Source organism: Hymenobacter sp. 5516J-16 (assembly GCF_022919335.1).
GTDB lineage: Bacteria > Bacteroidota > Bacteroidia > Cytophagales > Hymenobacteraceae > Hymenobacter > Hymenobacter sublimis.
The window spans coordinates 247,409-266,356 of record NZ_CP095058.1; the positions used below are offsets into that span (position 1 = coordinate 247,409).

The following is an 18,948-nucleotide window of genomic DNA, read 5'->3' on the forward strand; positions in this document are numbered from 1 at the left end:
TAGCGAAACCCAATTCTCCATTTCCAGCCCCGGACGGCCCTCGTCCACCCCGCAGTATGGCCCAAATCAGCGAAAACAAAGTCGTTACCATCACCTACGACCTGAGTGTAACCGACGAAAATCAAGAGAAAGTCCTGGTCGAATCGGCCGAGGAAGACGCGCCGATGGTATTTCTGTTCGGCCAAAGCGGCCTTCCCGAAGAGTTTGAGCGCCAACTTGAAGGCAAGCAGTCCGGCGAGACGTTCACCTTTTCGCTCACACCCGAGCAGGCCTACGGCGACTACGACCAGCAGGCCGTGGTAGAAATTCCGAAAAACGTATTTGAAATCGACGGGCAGATTGACGAGGAAATGCTACAAGTAGGCAATTTCCTACCCATGGCCGACAACCAGGGCCACCACATGCAAGGCAAAGTGGTAGAAATCGGCACGGACGCCGTGAAGATGGACTTCAACCACCCCTAGCCGGCATGGTTATGCACTTCGACGGTAAAGTAGCCGGCGTACGTGACGCCACCCGCGAAGAACTCGACCACGGCCACGTCCACGGCGAAGGCGGCCACCACCACTAGGCATTACGAACCCTCTGATAGTAAAAACGGGGCTGCTTGGCCCCGTTTTTATTTTCTTTTAAGGCCTCTAATAACAATGTTTTCCCTTCTTATTCCTTGGTAAAACACCGTGTCTACTTAGTTAACATTCCCTCCACTGCCGCCCGCAGCTCCGGCCAGAATTCCTGAAAATCCTGCTCATACGCCGGCAATTCCGCTAAAAACGCGGCGGCTCCGGTAGCCAGCACTGCCGCGGCGGGCACCCGGCGCGAAAGGCCCTGCAGGGCTCTTTGGAACCCCGCCGGCTGCGCGTAACCTGTCAGCCAATCGTGCAGGCGCATGTAGTGGAGCATTTCCTGCAGGCGCTCGGGCAGCTCGTGGCGGCGCTGGTGGAGCAGGGTGTACAGGCGCCGGGCAAAGACGGGTAGTGGTTCGGCCGCATCGGGGTGGTAGCGGGCGAAGTCGCGGGCTAGTAGGTGGTCGTAGCCCACGTCGGCCACTACCCCGGCCCACTTGCCCAGGCCCGCTGCACGCAGGCGGGCCGTGGTGCGGCGCACTACCGGGTGCGAATCGGTAAATGAATCGATGAAGCGGTGCAGCTGTATACCCTGCTGCACGGCGGCGGGGTAGGCCAGCAGACCAGCGCGGCCCCGCACGGCTTCGGCGGCAAAGTTGCCTACCACAATATCGGCGTAGTGGGGAGTGGTGGCGGGGGAACCGGAAAGCAGCAGGTGGGCCAGAAAGTTCATGGGCGCTTGTACGGGCAGCAACGACGGTCAACTGAACCTTCGGGCCGGCCGGCCGTATTTCCTGAACCATCCTATTACACCAAAACCCGAAGATAATGGCTGAGCATGTTGCCCAAAGTCACGATGTGACCAAGCTGATCGAAAGAATCGAGGATATCAAAATTGCCATGCTGACCACGGCCGATGCCGAAGGCGGCCTGCATAGTCGTCCGATGTATACCCACAAGCCGGAAGCCAATGGCACGCTGTGGTTTTTCACGGAAAAAGACTCGGCCAAGATTTACGAGGTGCGCAAAGACCAGCACGTTAACCTAGGCTACTCCAAGCCTGATGACAACCTGTACGTGTCAATTTCCGGCACGGCCTCGGTGCTGACTGACCAGGCTAAAATCAAGGAACTGTGGAGCGAAGGCCTGCGCGCCTGGTTCCCAAAAGGCCCGAAGACCCCAACATTGCCCTGCTAAAAATCACTATTGACCGGGGCGAGTATTGGGATCAGCCCAGCAGCGTGCTGGTGCGTGCCTTTGGCTACGTGAAAGCCGTGGCCACCGGCGAACGGTACCAGCCCACCGGCGATGAACACGCCAAAGTAAACCCTAACTAGGCTACCGAGTAAAGAATCAGGAACAGGGCTGGGAGCAATTCCGGCCCTTTTTTGTTGTTTCGTGCCAGCAGCTCTTACGTTTGCTGGCAGCGCTTGCCGTTGTTCGTTTCCTCTACCCTATTTGCTTTGCCAGTCACCACCCTTTCTATCCTTACCCTACAGCCGGACCAGCAGCGTTGGGGTTTGCGCAGATGGGCACGGCCCAGCGCCCCCTCCGGCAGGTAGCCGGCTTGCAGTTTCAGAAACTGCTGGGCAGTGGCGCGGGCGGCTTTGGGGCCCTGCCCAACCTCCAGCGCTACGGCCTGATGGCGGTGTGGGAGTCGGCGGAAGCCGCGGCGGCTTTTTTTGCGCAGCATCCGCTGTGGCAGCAGTACCAGCAGCGCACCTCAGAAATCTGGACTGCCGAACTGGTTCCGCTCAAGTCGCACGGGCTTTGGGACGGCGTGAACCCCTTCACCTACCCCACTGAAGCCGCAGAAGGTGCCGGCCCGGTAGCCGTGCTGACCCGTGCCTCTATCCGCCTGCACAAAACGCCCCGCTTCTGGCGCTACGTGGCCCCACCAGCGCCACGGTGGCCCAGGCGCCGGGCGTTCGGGCGGCCATTGGGCTGGGTGAGCTGCCGGTGGTGCGTCAAGCCACGTTTAGCCTCTGGGAATCGCAGCAAGCGATGCAGGACTACGCCTACCGCAGCGAAAAACACAAGCAAGTCATCAAACTTACCCGCCAGGAAAACTGGTACGGCGAGGAGCTATTCGCCCGATTCCGGGTAGTGCGTACCGAAGGCACCTGGGACGGACGGGCGCTGTAGGCAGTGTCTCGCCCGGCTATTCCATAACTGGCATCCTACGCTTGAAGACTCAGTTATGCTTGCTCGACCTTAGGCTGTCTGGATGGTAAGAAAGAAGGAGACGCCCTGCAGAGACCGTAACCGCAGGACGATAACCTGCGGCTCGCCGCTGTTTTTCCGTAATTTCGCCCGTTCAGATTAACTGTACTACCGACTGCCCATGCCCGGCTACCATCCCCAAGATATTGAAAAGAAGTGGCAAGCCCACTGGAAAGAGCATAACACGTTCAAGGCTGAAAATCAGTCAGAAAAGCCTAAGTACTACGTGCTGGATATGTTTCCCTACCCCTCCGGGGCCGGGCTACACGTTGGCCATCCGCTGGGCTACATTGCCTCCGACATTGTGTCGCGCTACAAGCGCCTGCAGGGCTTTAACGTGCTGCATCCCATGGGCTTCGACTCGTTTGGTTTGCCCGCCGAGCAGTACGCCATCCAGACGGGCCAGCACCCGGCCATTACCACGGAGCAGAACATCGACACGTATATCCGGCAGCTTAACTCCTTGGGGTTCAGCTACGACTGGAGCCGCGAGGTGCGCACCTCCGACCCCAGCTACTACAAATGGACCCAGTGGATTTTCCTCAAGCTGTTCAATAGCTGGTACAACCTTGATACCAACCGCGCCGAGCCGCTGAAAACCTTGCTCGACAAGTTTGCCGAAAGTGGCAGTCAGGGCGTGCGCGCCGCCGGCGACGAGGAGGAGCGCCACGACTTCACGGCTGGCCAGTGGCAGATGATGAGCGAGAAGCAGCGCCTGTTGGCCGTGCACCCTTACCGATTGGCCTACCAGTCAGATACTTACGTGAACTGGTGCGCGGGCTTGGGCACGGTGCTCTCCAACGATGAGGTCAAGGATGGCTTGTCGGAGCGCGGCGGGTTCCCCGTGGAACGTCGGTTGATGCCGCAGTGGAACCTACGCATCACCGCCTACGCCGACCGTCTGCTCCAGGGCCTCGATACCATCGACTGGCCCGAAGCCGTGAAGGAAATGCAGCGCAACTGGATTGGCAAAAGCATCGGGGCCGAAGTGACGTTTGCGGTGCAAGGCCACGAGCACGCGCAAATTAAGGTGTACACTACCCGCGTGGACACCATTTACGGTGCTACGTTCCTGGTATTGGCTCCTGAGCATGAACTGGTTAAAGAGCTGACTACCCCCGAGCAGCAGGAAGCGATACAGGAGTACATCGACGCTACCAAGCGCCGCTCGGAGCGCGACCGGATGGCCGATACCAAAACCGTGTCGGGCGCTTTCACTGGCGCCTACGCCCTGAACCCCTTCACGAACGAACCCATCCAGATCTGGATTGCCGATTACGTGCTGGCCGGCTACGGCACCGGCGCCGTAATGGCTGTGCCCAGCGGCGACCAGCGCGACTACGTATTTGCCAAGCACTTCCACCTGCCCATTGTGCAGGTAGTAGATCAGCAGCAGATTGAGGAGCAGGCCGACCCCACCAAGGAAGGCACCTACCTGCACGGCCTCATTCAGGGCCAAGGCTACAAGGAAGCTACCCAAACTCTGATTCAGGAGCTCGAAGCCCGCGGCATCGGCAAAGGCAAGGTAAACTTCCGCCTCCGCGACGCCATTTTCGGCCGCCAGCGCTACTGGGGCGAGCCCATCCCAATTTATTATAAGGATGGCGTGGCCTACGGCGTAGCTGAAGCCGACCTGCCCTTGGTGCTCCCGGAAATCGACGAATACAAGCCCACGGAAACTGGCGAGCCGCCCTGGCCCGCGCCAAGGATTGGAAGTACAAGGGCCAGTACGACTACGAGCTGAGCACGATGCCCGGCTGGGCTGGCTCCTCCTGGTACTTCCTGCGCTACATGGACCCCGAAAACCAGGAGCGTTTCGTGGGCCAGGAACCCGAGCAATACTGGCAGCAGGTAGATTTATACCTCGGTGGCGCAGAGCACGCTACGGGCCACTTGCTTTACTCCCGCTTCTGGCACCTTTTCCTCAAGGACCTCGGCTTGGTAACGGCGAATGAGCCCTTCCAGAAGCTCATCAACCAAGGCATGATTCTGGGCCGCTCGAACTTCGTGTACCGGCTGAACGTGACGTGGTATGGCTCGAACTGGAGCGTTGGGGAAGATGGGAATGAAGTAACTACAGAGGCAACTATTGTAGCTCCACCCATATTCGTTTCGGATAGCTTGCGGAAAAAGTTTGAGGAAGCAGACTTCCTAAAAACGCTCAAAGATCCATCAAACCCAGTACAAATTGCATTAAGCAAGATCAGTAAGCAAGTCGGGGAGTTGAATGGTAACTCAGGTGGACTTGGTTTTCACCTTTCTTCACCCAATACTATAACACCACTCCACGTCGATGTAAACATTGTGGAAAACGATGTGCTGGACATCGAAGCCTTCAAAAACTGGCGCGAAGAGTACGCTACGGCGGAGTTCGTTCTAGAGGACAACGGTACCTACGTATGCGGCGTCGAGGTCGAGAAAATGTCGAAGTCGAAGTACAACGTGGTGAACCCCGACACGCTCATCGAGAAGTTTGGGGCCGATGCACTGCGCTTGTATGAGATGTTCCTCGGGCCGCTGGAGCAGTTCAAGCCGTGGAACACCAACGGCATGAGCGGGGTAGCGGGCTTCCTGAAGAAGCTCTGGCGCCTCTACCATCCCCAGGATGGCAACTTCGCCGTAACGGACGAGGCGCCCAAACCCGCCGAGCTGAAAGCCCTGCACAAGGCTATCCGGAAGGTTGAAGAGGACATTGAGAAGTTCTCGTTCAATACCACCGTCAGCGCCTTGATGATTACGGTAAACGAGCTGACGGCCCTGAACACGCACAACCGCGCTATTCTGGAGCCGCTGGTTGTTCTACTTTCGCCCTACGCCCCCCACTTAGCGGAGGAGCTGTGGCAGAAGCTCGGCCACCAGGCCGGTTCCATCAGCTCAGCTTCCTACCCTGAGTTCAAGGAGGAATACTTGGTGGAAGACACCGTGAACTACCCGGTGGCCATCAACGGCAAGGTGCGTGAGCAGCTGCAGTTCCCGGCCACTGCCACCGCCCAGGAAATCGAAGCTGCCGTGCGCGCCACCGACATTCTGGCCCGTTACGCCGACGGCAAAGAAGCCAAGAAGATAATTGTAGTGCCCGGCCGCATGGTGAACGTAGTAGTCTAGTCCTACCCCCACTGTTAGTGAAAAGGCCCGCTGGAGTTGTCCAGCGGGTCTTTTTTGTATCTGTCATGGCGAGGACGAAGGACGAAGCCATCCGTCCTTCCCGAAGTGCTACCCCTGGAAACGCAACAAGCCCTTGTCGTATGAATATCAAGGGCTTGTCAGTTAATCAGGTTTGTCATAAGCAGAGGAAGGATGGCTTCGTCCTTCGTCCTCGCCATGACAGATAATACCTAATAGGCGGCCGTAAAGCGCTGACGGATGTGCTTGGGAGTTTCTATTTCGTCGAGGAGGACGATAGCCAGGTCTTCGGCGGAGAGCATGCTGCGGCCCTCCTCATTGAACACGGGGCTTTCGGTGCCGAGGCGGTAGTGGCCAGTGCGGCCCGTGGTGATGCCGGGGTGCATTTCAATGGCGGGGCTGAAAAAGGTCCAGTCGAGGGTGGTGTTCTGCTTGAGCTCCGTGAGGTAGTCGCGGGCGGCAGTGGCGCCGGGCTTGATGTTGGCGGGAAACTCCGGGCCGTCCACTAGCTGCTGACCGTTAAGGTAAAGGCTGCCGGCCCCGCCAATGGTAAGCAGGCGCTTCACCCCCGACTTCACGGTAGCGGCTTCTATGTTGCGGGAGCCTTGCAGGAAATCGTGGTAGAGGTTGGGGTTGGTCCAGCCGGCATTAAAGGAGCTCAGCACCACGTCGTGGCCGGCTAACTGCTGGGCCAGCTCCTCTACCTTATTCACGTCGCCGACGACCACGGTCAGGTTTTCGTGTTGCTCCGTGAGCTTGGCGGGGTCGCGCACAATGGCCGTTACCTGATGGCCGCGGGTCAGGGCTTCGTGCAGCAGTTTTGGGCCAACAAAACCGGTAGCACCAATGAGGGCAATTCTCATAAGGGTAAACATGAAGTGAGAAACACAAAATGGTTGTAACCGCAATTGTTACAATCTGAGGCAAAAAAATTTACGTTGTTTGTTTATCCTGCAACAGAATTTCGGTGGTTACCTGCTGCAGGGTTACGCCGGCTAGTACCTGCTCCAGGGCGGTTTGCGCCCGCTGCAGGGTAGCATCAAGCGCCGACTGAATGTTGCGGCCTACCAGGCAGGCGTGCAGGGGTTTGTCATGGACGCTAAACAGCTGCCCTTCTTCCACCACTTCCACCGCCCGGTACACATCAAGCAGGGAAATAGCCGCCGGTTGGCGCGTCAGGAAGGTGCCACCCGAAGCGGGGCGCACCTCCACCAGGCCAGCCTTCTTGAGCTGTCCTAGCAGCCGCCGTATCACAACCGGATTGGTATTGACACTGCCCGCCATTCGCTCCGAAGTCAGCAATACATCATTTGCCTGCTGCAAAGCCAGCAGGGAAAGAACATGTACGGCAACGGAAAAACGGCTACTGATCTGCATGCTTACTAACAAACGGGGTCGTCGCTCTGGCAACTACCACAGCAAGGTAGGACAACTATACGGTTGTAACCAATGTGGTTACAACAAGGTTTGTTAATACCGTGAGTTTATTCGCACTATACCTTCTCTTCTCGACGTAGAATGCTATAAGAATGTCATTCCGAGCTTGTCGAGGAATGACATTCTCGTAAGCTGATAAGCGTCCTCACGACATAACCCACTACTCCTCCACTTGCTCAGCGGCGGCTAGCTCCTCGCGCTGCTTTCGGGGTAGGGAAGCGCGGACTAAGTCGTAGGAATGGTCGATTAGCTCGCGCAGCTGCCGGCCGGGAATGCCCGTGCCAACTAGCACCGTGTTCCAATGCTTTTTATTCATGTGGAAGCCCGGCAGCACGTAGTCGTGTTGCTCACGCAGCTCCTGGGCCCGCTCCGGGTCACACTTCAGGTTGATGCTGGCGAAAGTCTCTATATCGGTGAGGGCAAACACCTTACCTCCTACCTTAAACACCAGCGTTTCGGGGCCGAAGGGTGTTTCTTCGGTTACGCCAGCTTTCAACAGGCAGTAGTCGCGGAAGTCTTCAATGTTCATGGTCGCTAAGTAAACCATTACACGCACAAAGACCGCCGAGCTGGAGAGAGGAGCTCGGCGGTCTTTTATAACTGAGGCTGGAAACTAGCGCAGGAACCAGCGGTAGAGCAGAACAATAAACCCCACCAGAAACATGGCCATGCTCAGCTTATTGATGAAGTGCATGGTGCGCAGGTTGAAGTTGGTGTGGCGGGTAGGATCGGGCTTGCGGAAGAAGTAACCGAGAGCCGGACCGAAGTTAAACAGGTCTTTGCGCATGATTGAAGTGCTGTCTGGTACGCTTTAATAACATCCATCGGGACGGAAAGATTTACATTTTGCAAGATATTCATTCAGCTATATCCGGGGCCAGAAGTAGGTATTGTCATTGCGAGTGGGGCGAGGAATCTGGGTTTATCATCCAACGATTAATCCAGCTTCTTTGCCCCGCTCGGAATGACCTGAATGGTTACCGAAACAGGGACTCGATGCGCTGCTGATTGTTCTGGCTGACGATTTTGCGCTTGACTTTCATGGTGGGAGTTAGCTCGCCCGACTCTACGCTCCACAGCGTGGGAAGCAAGGCCACTTTCTTGATTTGCTCCCACTGCGCGAAGGCGGCGTTGGCCTGCTGCACGAGCTGCTCGTAGAGTTGCTGCACCTGGGCGTGGGCGGCCAGGGCGGCGTCGGAGAGGTCGGTGGGCAGGTTGTGGCTTTTGGCCCAGGCCCGCAGCTCGGCAAAGGCCGGCACCAGCAGGGCCGCCGCGTACTTCTCCCCCTCGCCTACCACCATCACCTGCTCCACCAGTGGCGACTCCGAAATCTTCGATTCCAGAGGCTGAGGGGCTACGTACTTGCCGTTGGAGGTCTTGAACATCTCCTTTTTGCGGTCCGTGATTTTGAGGAATTTACCTTGCACAAACTCGCCGATGTCACCGGTGTGCAGCCAGCCTTCCTGGTCGATGACCTCGGCCGTGAGGTCGGGGCGATTGTAGTAGCCCTGCATCACGGAGGGCGAGCGGGTCAGGATTTCGCCATCGGGGGCAATTTTCACTTCCACGCCAGGAATAGCTGGTCCTACTGCCCCAATGAAGTTGCCCTCGGCCACGGGCTGGGATGCGGCAATTACGGGCGAGGTTTCCGTCATGCCGTAGCCTTCCATCACGGGAATGCCCGCGGCCCAGAACACCCGCGCCAAGCGCGGCTGCAGGGCGCCGCCCCCGCTCACGATGTAGCGCACCTGTCCGCCTAGTGCTTCGCGCCACTTACTGAAGACCAGCTTGTTAGCTAGGGCCAACTGGGTGTTGTACCAGAAACCTTGGTTTTGCTGGGTGTCGTAGCGCAGGCCCAGGTCTAAAGCCCAGAAGAATAGTCTTTTCTTCGCGCCGGTCAGTTTCTGCCCCTGGGCCACAATCTTGTCGTAGATTTTTTCGAGCAGACGGGGCACGGTGGTAAACACCTGGGGCTGTACCTCGCGCAAGTTGTCGGCAATGCGCTCCACGCTTTCGGCATACCACACGCTAAAACCCAACCGCAGATAGAGGTAGGTAGCCGTGCGCTCAAAAATATGACTGAGGGGTAGAAAGCTCAGCGCTTTTTGGCCCGCGGGCATGGGCAGGTGCCCCGTCAGGTTCTCGCAGTTATACAAGATGTTGCGGTGGCTGAGCATTACGCCCTTGGGCCGCCCGGTAGTGCCCGAAGTGTAAATCAGCGTCAGCAAATCCTCGGGCTGCACGGCGGCTTTCAGGGGTTCCAGGTCCGCTGGGTTTTCGCCCTGACCTAAGGCAAGTAACTCCCCGAAATGGGCTACCCCCTCCAGTTTGTCGAAGGTGAAGATGTGCTCGGGGCCACGGGCCAGGCCCGCCACGGCCTGCTGCACCCGAGCCAGCAGCTTTTTGTCTTGCACCAGCACCACGCGCACCCCGGCATCCTGAAAAATATGGCGGTAGTCCTCCACCGTAATGGTAGGGTACATGGGCACGCTCACGGCCCCCAGCTGAGCAATGCCGAAATCAGCCACCACCCACTCGGGTCGGTTGGCGGAAATGATGGCCACTTTGTCGCCGCGCCCAATGCCGAGCTGGTGCAGGCCCAGGCTAACGTGGTTGCTCAGTTCCTGCACGCGGGTGGTGCTCAGGGGCTGCCAGGTGCCGGCCTTCTTTTCTACCAGACAATCGGCCTGGGGCGAGGTAGCAATAAGGTGGGGTAGCAGGTCGAAAGTGCGGCGGATTTCCATGAACAGGCAAACGAGCAAGAATGACGTTTGGGTTACTTGCACCCGCAAAAATAGCCTACCTCGCGTCGCTCGGCAGCGTTGTATTACAGTTTATGGGTACTACTTAGCGTCACTAGCCCACACCCAACGGCTGTAAAGACGCGACACTTGGCTACGCCGACCTTTGGTTCGCGTCTTTACAGCCGTTCAGCTAGCACCTTTGCCCCCGCAACATCAGCGCCCAACCCGCGTCCTTACTCATACTCAATTCCCTACCCCATGAAGCACTTGGTACTCCCCTGCTTGCTGGCCGCCACTACCCCTGCCCTGGCCCAGCAACCAGCCACCGAAACAGAAGCCGTCAAGAAAACCATCCAGACCTTCTTCGAGGGCATGCGCAAGGGCGACAGTACCCTGCTGCGGACCACGCTGGCGCCCGGCGCGGTGTTCCACACCATCAGCACCCGCAACGGCCAGACCCAGCTGCGGCCCGAAAATCCGGCGGGTTTCGTGAAGATGGTGGGCACCCCGCACAAGGAGGTGTATGACGAGCGCATCACCTTCGATAAAATCCTGATTGATGCCAACCTGGCCAGCGTCTGGACGCCCTACGAGTTTTACGTGGGCAGCACCTTCAGTCACTGCGGCTACAACTCGTTTCAGCTGGTAAAGCTAACGGAGGGCTGGAAAATCGCCCACGTCATCGACACACGCCGCAAGGAGAAGTGCAAGTAGCTACAGTGACTGAAGGTCCGTTGTCTTTCCGACCGGAGGGAGGAAGCTGAGTTAATCCGTTGAATGGTGAACCCAGCTTCCTCCCTCTGGTCGGAAGGATAATTTACAGAGTTAGAAAGCAGGAATGCGCTTTACAGGCGTGTCATCCACTTTCCAGCAGTCCAGCTCGTGGAGTTCCCCAGCCTGGTTCGCATACAACGACACGAGTACCAGCACGCCGTCTTCGTCGAGGAATTGGGTGGTGGCCAGTTGCTCGCCGAGACGCGGGTTCGGGGTAGCGCTGAGGAAGCGGAGGCTACCGGTTCCGCCGACTTGCAGTTCCGTAACCCGCGCCGTGTGCAATACCGCTAGCAGCCGCTCGGCCCCTGGTGTGCCTCGCAGCAGGTAAAGCAACAGGCCGAGTTCGGGTAAGTATAAGGGGCGCTGGTTCATGCTTCCGGACCTGCCTCTATTTCGCTTTGGCAGAAAGTCAGGCCTGGGAAGATATACGAACAGTCTTTTGCCGGGGTCCTACCCCTCCGAGGCCGGCAAAGGCTGGCGCTGCTGCATCTTGGCTATTGCCACGATGTCCGGCACTTCCAGCACCTTCCGGAGGTACCCACGTTGCGCTACCCGAATCATGGCCTGCCCGACTTCCGATAAGGTGGATACGAACTTAGGCGTTACAGCTCGCAGCACCGGATACAGCCAGCTAAAATACTTGTAGTACGACAGCACGTGCCGCTGGCCCGGCGTGGCTTTCAGAAAGCCGGGCCGGAACATGTAGGCAGCCTGGAAACCTAGGTGCAGCAGGGCGTTTTCGGTTTCTCCTTTCACCCGGGCCCACATCTGGCGGCTTTTCAGGCTGCCATCGGTGCCGGCCCCTGACACGTAGCAGAAGGTTAGGCTGGGGTTGCGGGGTAAGAGCGTCTGGGCGAAGTGCAGGGTCAGGTCGTAGGTGAGGCGGCGATACTCCGGCTCCTTCATCCCCACCGACGACACGCCCAAACAGAAAAAGCAGGCGTTGTAGCCCGTCAGCTGATCCTGAATCGGCGTTAGGTTGAGGAAGTCAGCGTGCAGGATTTCACGCAGCTTCGGGTGGCGCAGGCCGCTGGGCTTGCGGCTCACGGACAGCACCTGCTCCACCTCGGGGCTATTCAGACATTCCAGCAGCACGCCCTCGCCTACCATGCCGGTTGCCCCGGTTACTATTGCGCGTAGTTTCATGGAGGGGCAGACGGATAAGCGGCGCGGATGTTTTAGGCGGTTTCAGAATCAGTAATTGTCTGAAGCAAGCCTGTGTTTAATCTACCTACTTCACTGTGAAAACATAGTAGAAGGCCGGAACGTCATGCTGAACTTGTCGAAGCATTTTTACCGCTTTGTCTTCACGTCAGAAGTCAGAGGTAGAGATGCTTCGACTACGCTTAGCATGATAGGTGCGAAAAAGAATTACCCCACCACCGGCTCCTCCAGCCGCACCGGTTCAATCCACTTGCCATCCTCGCGCATGAGGTCGATGAGCTGGTCGACGGCTTGTTCTTCGGGTACGGATTTCTTGATGACTTCCTGGCCGCGGTAGAGGGCAATTTTGCCTTTGCCCACGCCCACGTAACCGTAGTCGGCGTCGGCCATTTCGCCGGGGCCGTTCACGATGCAGCCCATGATGCCGATTTTCACGCCTTTCAGGTGGTCGGTGCGCTTGCGGATCATGGCGGTGGTTTCCTGCAGATCGAACAGGGTACGGCCGCAGCTGGGGCAGCTGATGTACTCCGTTTTGCTCATGCGGGTGCGCGCCGCCTGCAGAATGCCGAAGCTGAGTTGGTTGAGCTGGTCGAGAGTCTGGAGCCACTCGGTTTTGGGGCGCTCCGGCAGCAGCTCGGTGCTCAGCACTACCCCGTCGCCGAGGCCGTCGAGCAGCAGACCACCGACGTCGGTGGCGGCATAGAGCTGGGTTTGCTCGGGCGTCAAGGCGGGGTACTGGCGGTTGATGATAACGGGGTTGGCGAGGCCGCTCTGAATCAGACGGAAGAAGGCCCGCCGGATTTCCGGCATGGCGTGGGCGTTATCGGTGTACAGAATGATAACGGCCGTGGCGTCGTCGCGCAGTTGCTCCAGAGTTGGCGCGGTAAGCGAATCCAGGTTCTGGAACACGAAGTTCAGCTCCGGGTGCCGGGCCGTGGCGGTGGCGTACTCAGCCTGCGTGAGTACGGGGTAGTGTTCCGGGCGCTGCCCCCCATCCAACCAAGCCGCGTAATCGACTACCTCCTTCAGGCCGTTGGGCAGCATGAACGGAATGGGGCGCTGGCCTGAGTACACGTAGTCAGCCCCGAGGTCGTTCATCTGGAACTTGTCGAGGAAGGCGGAATACAGGTGGCCGGCGGCGCGCAGGTCGGCGTACTCCAGGCCGGGCAGGCGCGAGAGGTCCACCAGCACGCGGGGCACGTTCTGCCCGCCCAAGTTCAGGACCTCACGCGTAACGCGGCGGTGGTACTGGAAAGGGTCAATGGGCGACAGATTCGCGTCGTTGGTAATCAGTTCGGGCTTGAAGGCATGGGCATCCGAAGCAGCTTCGGCCGCCGAAGCCGTAAAATCAGCGGTCAGTGGGGCAATGGGCTTGGCCTGCTGGGCGCGGTGAGTGTAGCGGTCAATGAGGGCGCGGGCCACGGGGGCTTCAGCTTCGGGGGCTTCGGTGAGGCTCACGCGCACGGTGTCGCCGAGGCCGTCTTCCAGCAGCGTGCCAATGCCCACGGCGCTCTTGATGCGGCCGTCTTCGGCCTCGCCGGCTTCGGTTACGCCCAGGTGCAGGGGGTAGGGTTGCAGGCCTTCTTCATCGAGTTTCTGCACCAGCAGGCGGTAGGCCTGCACCATCACTTGGGTGTTGCTGGCCTTCATGCTTAGCACCACGTTGTAGTAGTTCTCTTCCTCGCAGAGGCGCAGAAACTCCAGGGCCGACTCCACCATGCCCAGGGGCGTATCGCCGTAGCGCGACAGGATCCGGTCGGATAGGGAGCCGTGGTTGGTGCCGATGCGCATGGCCGTGCCGTACTGCTTGCAGATTTGCACCAGGGGCCGGAACCGCTCCCGGATGCGCTCCACCTCGGCGGCGTAGGTAGCATCGGTGTACTCAATGACATCGAACTTCTTTTTGTCGGCGTAGTTGCCGGGGTTCACGCGCACCTTCTCCACGATGCGGGCGGCCAGCTCAGCAGCGTTGGGCGTGAAGTGGATGTCGGCAATGAGGGGCACCGAGCAGCCGCGCTTGCGCAGTTCCTTTTTGATTTCCAGCAGGTTCTGAGCCTCCTTCACGCTGGGCGCCGTGATGCGCACGTACTCGCAGCCGGCCTCTACCATGCGCAGGGTTTGCTCCACCGAGCCCAGCGTGTCCATGGTGTCCACGGTGGTCATGCTCTGCACCCGAATGGGATTGAGCCCACCCATGGGCAGGTCGCCGAGCTGAACTTCGCGAGACAGGCGGCGCTGGTATTCGGTCAGGCTGGGGCAATAGATCTTATTCATAACCCAATGGGGAGGCGTTTTTCAGAGGAAGAACAAAGGTAAGCAAGGATTGTGCGCAACGTAGGGCTAGGAAAAAGACTACACGCCGGCCAGGCAGGGTACCCAGCTGCCGAGACGCCTACTCACGTCATTTCGCTGGGAAAGGTCTGCAGAGTTGATGGTTGACTTGTAGAGCTGTAAACAAGAATTTGAAAGACCGTCATGCAGAGCGCAGCGAAGCATCTCGCGTGGTATCGTTGCAGTCGTCAGCAGGCGAGATGCTTCGCTACGCTCTGCATGACGGCTTAGAATAGCGTAAAATACTTTCATGAGCGGACGTTGGACCAAGTATGAAGTTTTAGCTTGGCCGAACAAGCCTTCCGCAACCTCTGGCCGGCTCCTCTGTCTTTATCCCAACTCCTACCCCTTCCCACATGAACCAACTCAAATTTCTTGTTCTGGCCGCGACGTTCTTTCTGCTGGCTTTGCCGGGCCAGGCCCAGAAGGTAGAGGTCATTAAGCTGCCGGAGCTGCAGAAGCGCCTGAATCGCTCCACGGACACCACCTACGTGGTAAACTTCTGGGCTACCTGGTGCGCGCCCTGCGTGAAGGAGCTACCCCACTTCGACCAGCTCACGACTACCTACGCCAAGCAAAAGGTGAAAGTGCTGCTGGTGAGCATGGACTACGCCTCCCAGCTGGAAAAGAAAGTCAAGCCCTTCGTGCTGAAGCGCGCGTTGAAATCGGAAGTCGTGCTGCTCAATGAAACCGACCCAAATACCTACCTTGATCAGGTAGATACCAAGTGGAGCGGGGCGCTGCCGTTTACGATTTTCGTTAACAACGCCCAGCGCAAACGAGTCACGTTTGAACAGGAGCTTTCGGCCGAGGAGCTACAAAAACAGCTGCAGGCTTTTATAGAATAAGCTGCCATTCCGAGCCAGAGGCGAGGAATCTGAGTTAACCCCCTGATTGGCAAATCCAGATTCCTCGCCTCCGGCTCGGAATGACACGAGTTTTCCATTTTTCACCTCATTCCCAGTCATCTTATGAAAAAGCTACTTCCTTTTCTGGCCGCGTGCCTGGTGCTGGCCCTGAGCAGTTTCATCGTGCTGCGGCCGGCGGCTGAAGGCTACCAGGTAGGCGACAAGGCCGCCGATTTTAAGCTCAAGAACGTGGACGGCAAGCTCATATCCCTGGCCGATAACAAGGCGGCCAAGGGCTACATCGTGGTATTTACCTGCAATACCTGCCCCTACGCTAAAGCCTACGAGCAGCGCATCATCGACCTGCATACTAAGTATGCCGCCCAGGGCTACCCCGTGGTAGCCATCAACCCCAACGACCCGGCCGTAGCTCCCGGCGACTCCTTCGCCGACATGCAGAAACGGGCCAAGGACAAGAAATACGCCTTCCCCTACCTCCAGGACGAAACCCAGCAAGTAGCCCGGCAGTACGGCGCCACCCGTACGCCCCACCTCTACGTGCTAACCCGCCAGGGCAACGACTTCGTGGTGAGCTACATCGGGGCCATTGATGACAACTCCGAGGACGCCAAGCTGGTGAAAACCAAGTACCTGGAAAACGCCATGACCGACATCATGGCCGGCAAACCCGCCTCCGTCAACTCCACGAAGGCCATCGGCTGCACCATCAAGTGGAAACGGGCTTAGCCTTGTTTGCTTCCAGCCACAAAAAAAGCCCGCTACCTAGCGGGCTTTTTTTGTGGCTGGAAGAGAGTTACGCCGGTTGCCCGGCTCGCGTGAACACTCCTTCCAGGGTGTCGGTGCTGATGCCGGGGGTTTCATCCAGGGCCGCGTTAATCATGGCTTGGGCTACTATGCGGGCATGAACGGGGCGGTAGGCGCGCAGGGCTGGCACCGCGCCTACCACGGAAGCCAGCACTAGTCCTACCTTCTCGCCCAGCCGCACCTGCGCGCGGCCCCCGGCCAGAACTCCGGGCTGCAGAATCCGGATGCGGTGGAACGGCAGCCGCTTCACGTCGCGCTCCAGCTCGCCCTTCATCCGATTATAAAACACGAAGGAATCGGCATCAGCGCCGGCCGATGACACCAGCACGAAGGTGGCAACCCCATTAGCCGCCGCCGCCTGGGCCGTGCGGTATTGATAGGTGTAATCTACTTGGTACTGGGCCTCTTGGCTGCCCGCCTGCCGCAGGGTAGTGCCCAGGGTGGAAAACAGCACGTCGCCGGTCAGCAGCTCGCGCCAGGTCTGGGGCTGGTCGAAGTCGACGAGGTGTTCTTCCAGCTTAGAGTTCTGGTAGCCGGTAGGCCGGCGGACAAATACTTTCAGTTGGTCGAAGCGGTTATCGAGCAGCAATTGACGGAGCAAATGGTCACCGACTAGGCCGGTGGCGCCAATGAGAAGAGCAGTACGCATACACAGGAGGAAAAGAAGGTTGGAAGAACATACGGAGGGTAGCCCGGCCCGCTGAAAAACACCCGTACACTGGCGCGGGCTAATGGCATAACGCAGGCTTAGTCATTCACCGTTAGCACTACCTTACCAATGTGGGTGCTGCTTTCCAGCAGGCGGTGGGCGTCGGCGGCCTCAACCAGCGTCAGGGTGGTATGCAGGACGGGCCGAAAGCGCCGGTCGGGCAACAAGGGCCAGACGTGGCGCTCGACCGCCGCAGCCAAGCCGGCCTTGAACTCGGCGGAGCGGGGCCGCAGCGTGCTACCCGTAATGGTGAGGCGACGAGCCATTACCTCCAAGGCATTGAAGCTGGCCGCGCCGCCCTGCATGGCGTTAATAAACACCAGGCGGCCATCGTCGCGCAGCAGGCGCAGATTTTTGGCCGTGTAGTCGCCCCCAATCATGTCCAGAACGACATCGACCCCGCCCGTTTCTGCGACTACCGCTTCAAAGTCTTGCTCCCGGTAGTTCACCACGAGGTTGGCGCCCAGGGCGTGCACGGCCGCACACTTCTCCTCGGAGCCGGCCGTAGCCACCACGCGGCTGCCCAGCAGGTGGGCCAGTTGCACGGCCGTGACCCCAATGCCGCTGCTTCCGCCGTGCACCAGCAGCGTTTCGCCGGGCTGCAGCTGGCCGCGCTGAAATACGTTGTGCCACACCGTAAACACTGTTTCTGGGAGGCTAGCTGCTTCCGCAAAGGTCCAGCCGACGGGCAAGGGCAGGCAGTGGCGGGCGTCTGCGGCGGCGTACTCAGCGTAGCCGCCCTGGGCTAGCAGGGCACACACGGCGTCGCCGGGGCGCCAGCGCGTAACCTCAGCGCCGCACGCTTCTATCACGCCCGCTACCTCCAGACCGGGCACCAGGCCGCTCACGTCGCCGCTGCCGCGGTATTTACCCTGGCGCAGCAGTATATCGGGGCGGTTGACGCCGGCCGCGTGCACCTTGATCAGGACTTCGTGGGCGGTGGGTACCGGCCGGGGTATCTCCCGGACTTCCAACACCTCCGGGCCGCCGGGGCGGGTAATAACCAGTGCTTGCATAGGGAAGAATAACGGACAGAGGTAGGCAAACAACTACGCAACGGGCCGGAAGTTCTGGTGGCTGCGCTTCAATAAGGTGCTAAAGGCTGTCCGCCGGCCGGCTTTTTCCGTTTCTTGCTTTATGAAAAACATTTCCCTGCTTCCTCACTTTTTGCGCACGGCCGGACAGCTCACGGGGCTGGCGGCGTGGCAAACCGGCCGCCTGTTTCGCAAAGCAGCTCAATCCGCGCTGGAATCGGTACAGGAAGTGCTGCGGGCCGAGGTGCAGAAGGGCAACGCCAAGCTCGTGCGCGACTTCCTCACCAACACCGCGTTGCCCGCCGCCCGTACCCTACTGCTGGAGCGCATGACTGCGCGCTTGCTCGTACGCCTGGGGTTGCGGGGTGCCCTGGCCTCGAATGTAGTAGGCTGGATTCTGCCGGTGGTGCTGGAACAGCTGGTGAAGGCCGGTCGGAAGTCGGGGTTCTTCGACAAGCTCCGCGAACAGGAAACGGTGCAGGATACCCTGCAGCGGCTGGACGAACTGAAGCGGGCTACCTGGAAACGCCTCTCCCCCGACCACGGCAGCGGGGCCGAAGTGCTACCCGACGACACGGAACTGCCGCGACAGTTGCCCGCCTGATCCGGCCAAAAACGCAGGAGAATTTCAAAAGATTCCGCCCCTGATTTTTATTCATTTTTATTGATTTTATGGCTCTATAAGGCAATCCGGGCCGGATTGCGCGCCCGTACGTGGCGCTTATGAACCAGCATTCTGCCTTACCAGAGGATGGAACCACCCACCTCCCCATTGCTCCCAAAGTAGCCCTGCGCGACTTGTACCGGGTGGCCCGCCGCCTGCATTTCACCGACCCCTACGCCCCCGCCCGCCTAACCCGTATTGCCGATCAGGCCGAGTATTTTCTGCACGCGTGGCCCGCCGAGGAGTGGCCCCAGGCCCTGCACTCGGGCCAGGCCTTGCCCTCCCGCTCCGTACTGCTGGCCTGGGTGGCTGCGGCCAAACGCGAGGCGGCGCTGGCCGCCGTGCCGTGGTCGTATGCCAGTTGGCAGCGGGTTGCCACCATGGTGCTGGCGGCGCTGGCGCCTTTTACTTAGCCAGCAACATTTTATGGTTCAGCAGGTTATGTGTAGTGTCATCCGTACCGCGCGGGGCTGGCAGGGTAGCGGCGGCCCCGAAAGCAACCCTTC

19 protein-coding genes and 2 pseudogenes are annotated in these 18,948 nt (G+C 59.1%); 9 read left to right on the forward strand and 12 right to left on the reverse strand.

Annotation, left to right across the window (positions count from 1 at the left end; all coding sequences use genetic code 11):
- Positions 1-56: 56 nt before the first annotated feature.
- On the forward strand, positions 57-464 hold the full coding sequence (locus MUN84_RS01240) for a peptidylprolyl isomerase (protein ID WP_244696295.1): 408 nt from the start codon (positions 57-59) through the stop codon (positions 462-464).
- Between the two features lie 220 nt (positions 465-684).
- Here MUN84_RS01240 and MUN84_RS01245 read toward each other — a convergent pair whose 3' ends face one another.
- Positions 685-1,299 (reverse strand): ACP phosphodiesterase, encoded by a 615-nt coding sequence (locus tag MUN84_RS01245; protein ID WP_244696296.1) that lies wholly within the window; start codon positions 1,297-1,299, stop codon positions 685-687.
- A gap of 167 nt (positions 1,300-1,466) precedes the next feature.
- Here MUN84_RS01245 and MUN84_RS01250 point away from each other — a divergent pair.
- Positions 1,467-1,801: pseudogene (locus tag MUN84_RS01250) on the forward strand (pyridoxamine 5'-phosphate oxidase family protein); the annotation flags it as partial.
- A 176-nt stretch (positions 1,802-1,977) separates the two neighbouring features.
- Here MUN84_RS01250 and MUN84_RS01255 read toward each other — a convergent pair.
- The gene (locus MUN84_RS01255) at positions 1,978-2,259 is read right to left on the reverse strand and encodes a hypothetical protein (protein WP_244696297.1); all 282 of its coding nucleotides are present in this window, start codon (positions 2,257-2,259) and stop codon (positions 1,978-1,980) included.
- Between the two features lie 215 nt (positions 2,260-2,474).
- Here MUN84_RS01255 and MUN84_RS01260 point away from each other — a divergent pair, with 215 nt between their 5' ends.
- Entirely contained in the window at positions 2,475-2,711 is a 237-nt protein-coding gene (locus tag MUN84_RS01260) for a hypothetical protein (RefSeq protein WP_244696298.1), read from the forward strand.
- Between the two features lie 199 nt (positions 2,712-2,910).
- Positions 2,911-5,894 (forward strand): annotated as a pseudogene (locus MUN84_RS23400) (leucine--tRNA ligase).
- A 230-nt stretch (positions 5,895-6,124) separates the two neighbouring features.
- Here MUN84_RS23400 and MUN84_RS01275 read toward each other — a convergent pair.
- The 5 genes from MUN84_RS01275 to MUN84_RS01295 all read right to left on the reverse strand — a co-directional run bounded on the left by MUN84_RS01275 (position 6,125) and on the right by MUN84_RS01295 (position 10,093).
- The gene (locus tag MUN84_RS01275) at positions 6,125-6,775 is read right to left on the reverse strand and encodes an NAD(P)-dependent oxidoreductase (protein ID WP_244696301.1); all 651 of its coding nucleotides are present in this window, start codon (positions 6,773-6,775) and stop codon (positions 6,125-6,127) included.
- A gap of 70 nt (positions 6,776-6,845) precedes the next feature.
- Entirely contained in the window at positions 6,846-7,289 is a 444-nt protein-coding gene (locus MUN84_RS01280) for an Rrf2 family transcriptional regulator (RefSeq protein ID WP_244696302.1), read from the reverse strand.
- A gap of 220 nt (positions 7,290-7,509) precedes the next feature.
- A complete protein-coding gene (locus MUN84_RS01285) occupies positions 7,510-7,878 on the reverse strand; it encodes an MmcQ/YjbR family DNA-binding protein (protein WP_244696303.1) in 369 nt (122 codons plus the stop codon).
- An 84-nt stretch (positions 7,879-7,962) separates the two neighbouring features.
- On the reverse strand, positions 7,963-8,136 hold the full coding sequence (locus MUN84_RS01290; protein ID WP_244696304.1) for a DUF6728 family protein: 174 nt from the start codon (positions 8,134-8,136) through the stop codon (positions 7,963-7,965).
- A gap of 190 nt (positions 8,137-8,326) precedes the next feature.
- Positions 8,327-10,093, reverse strand: a complete 1,767-nt coding sequence (locus MUN84_RS01295; protein WP_244696305.1) for an AMP-dependent synthetase/ligase — start codon at positions 10,091-10,093, stop codon at positions 8,327-8,329.
- A gap of 258 nt (positions 10,094-10,351) precedes the next feature.
- On the opposite strand from MUN84_RS01295, the gene MUN84_RS01300 reads away from it, so the two are divergent.
- The gene (locus MUN84_RS01300; RefSeq protein ID WP_244696306.1) at positions 10,352-10,807 is read left to right on the forward strand and encodes a nuclear transport factor 2 family protein; all 456 of its coding nucleotides are present in this window, start codon (positions 10,352-10,354) and stop codon (positions 10,805-10,807) included.
- Between the two features lie 111 nt (positions 10,808-10,918).
- Here MUN84_RS01300 and MUN84_RS01305 read toward each other — a convergent pair whose 3' ends face one another.
- From MUN84_RS01305 to ispG, 3 genes are all read right to left on the reverse strand, one after another.
- The gene (locus MUN84_RS01305) at positions 10,919-11,239 is read right to left on the reverse strand and encodes a DUF6984 family protein (protein ID WP_247976969.1); all 321 of its coding nucleotides are present in this window, start codon (positions 11,237-11,239) and stop codon (positions 10,919-10,921) included.
- A gap of 78 nt (positions 11,240-11,317) precedes the next feature.
- Entirely contained in the window at positions 11,318-12,013 is a 696-nt protein-coding gene (locus MUN84_RS01310; RefSeq protein WP_244696308.1) for an epimerase, read from the reverse strand.
- A 225-nt stretch (positions 12,014-12,238) separates the two neighbouring features.
- The gene (gene ispG / locus MUN84_RS01315) at positions 12,239-14,305 is read right to left on the reverse strand and encodes a (E)-4-hydroxy-3-methylbut-2-enyl-diphosphate synthase (RefSeq protein WP_244696309.1); all 2,067 of its coding nucleotides are present in this window, start codon (positions 14,303-14,305) and stop codon (positions 12,239-12,241) included.
- Between the two features lie 413 nt (positions 14,306-14,718).
- Here ispG and MUN84_RS01320 point away from each other — a divergent pair, with 413 nt between their 5' ends.
- On the forward strand, positions 14,719-15,210 hold the full coding sequence (locus MUN84_RS01320; RefSeq protein ID WP_244696310.1) for a TlpA disulfide reductase family protein: 492 nt from the start codon (positions 14,719-14,721) through the stop codon (positions 15,208-15,210).
- 123 nt (positions 15,211-15,333) lie between these two features.
- Positions 15,334-15,957, forward strand: coding sequence for a thioredoxin family protein (locus tag MUN84_RS01325; RefSeq protein WP_244696311.1), 624 nt, complete (start codon positions 15,334-15,336; stop codon positions 15,955-15,957).
- 67 nt (positions 15,958-16,024) lie between these two features.
- Here MUN84_RS01325 and MUN84_RS01330 read toward each other — a convergent pair whose 3' ends face one another.
- The gene (locus MUN84_RS01330; RefSeq protein WP_244696312.1) at positions 16,025-16,684 is read right to left on the reverse strand and encodes an NAD(P)H-binding protein; all 660 of its coding nucleotides are present in this window, start codon (positions 16,682-16,684) and stop codon (positions 16,025-16,027) included.
- Between the two features lie 98 nt (positions 16,685-16,782).
- Positions 16,783-17,760, reverse strand: a complete 978-nt coding sequence (locus MUN84_RS01335; RefSeq protein WP_244696313.1) for an NAD(P)H-quinone oxidoreductase — start codon at positions 17,758-17,760, stop codon at positions 16,783-16,785.
- Positions 17,761-17,881: 121 nt separating this feature from the next.
- Here MUN84_RS01335 and MUN84_RS01340 point away from each other — a divergent pair, with 121 nt between their 5' ends.
- Both MUN84_RS01340 and MUN84_RS01345 read left to right on the forward strand, forming a co-directional pair.
- Entirely contained in the window at positions 17,882-18,382 is a 501-nt protein-coding gene (locus tag MUN84_RS01340) for a hypothetical protein (protein WP_244696314.1), read from the forward strand.
- A 119-nt stretch (positions 18,383-18,501) separates the two neighbouring features.
- Positions 18,502-18,855 carry a hypothetical protein gene (locus MUN84_RS01345; protein WP_244696315.1) on the forward strand — a complete coding sequence of 118 codons (354 nt, stop codon included), beginning with the start codon at positions 18,502-18,504 and terminating at the stop codon, positions 18,853-18,855.
- Positions 18,856-18,948: the final 93 nt, after the last annotated feature.